The organism is Candidatus Symbiopectobacterium sp. NZEC135, from assembly GCF_025962695.1.
In genome coordinates this window covers 1-550 of sequence record NZ_JAGFPF010001420.1, presented here as the reverse complement: position 1 = coordinate 550, position 550 = coordinate 1, and the positions used below count along the sequence as shown (strand labels likewise).

The 550-nt window shown below is 56.9% G+C and carries 1 pseudogene; it reads right to left on the bottom strand.

The window, feature by feature from the left end:
* Positions 1-550, bottom strand: a pseudogene (locus tag J5224_RS34600) (amino acid ABC transporter permease); the annotation flags it as partial.

The following is a 550-nucleotide window of genomic DNA, read 5'->3' as shown; positions in this document are numbered from 1 at the left end:
CCTTACGCAGCGTGATCGGATTGGGCAGCCCCAGAGAGCGAGCCGCTTCATGTTGCCCGTATGACACTGATTGAATGCCGGAACGGATGATCTCTGCGATAAACGCGGAGGTGTAGACCGACAATGCCAGCGTCAACGCCGCCAGTTCCGGGATCAGTACCATGCCACCCTGGAAGTTAAAGCCTTTCAACTGCGGGATATCCCAGTGCAGGGCAGGGCCAAACAGCCCATGGCTCACGCCAAGCAGAACCACCCACAGTGCCAGAACGATAGGCCAGGTGCGGTGATATTGCCCCGTCAGCGCCTGAATCTGTTTATTGCGCCGATACAGTACAATGCCGACCACCAACGGGATGAGCAACGCGAAGAACGCGCCCAGCGCGCCGGGACCAAACTCTCCGGCGGGAAGGTATAAACCGCGGTTACTCAGGAACGCAATATCGAGCGTGTTAAGCGCCTGGCGCGGGCCCGGCAGGTTACGCAGTACGGCAAAATACCAGAAGAAGATCTGCAAAATCGGCGGGATATTACGAAACGTTTCGATATAAAC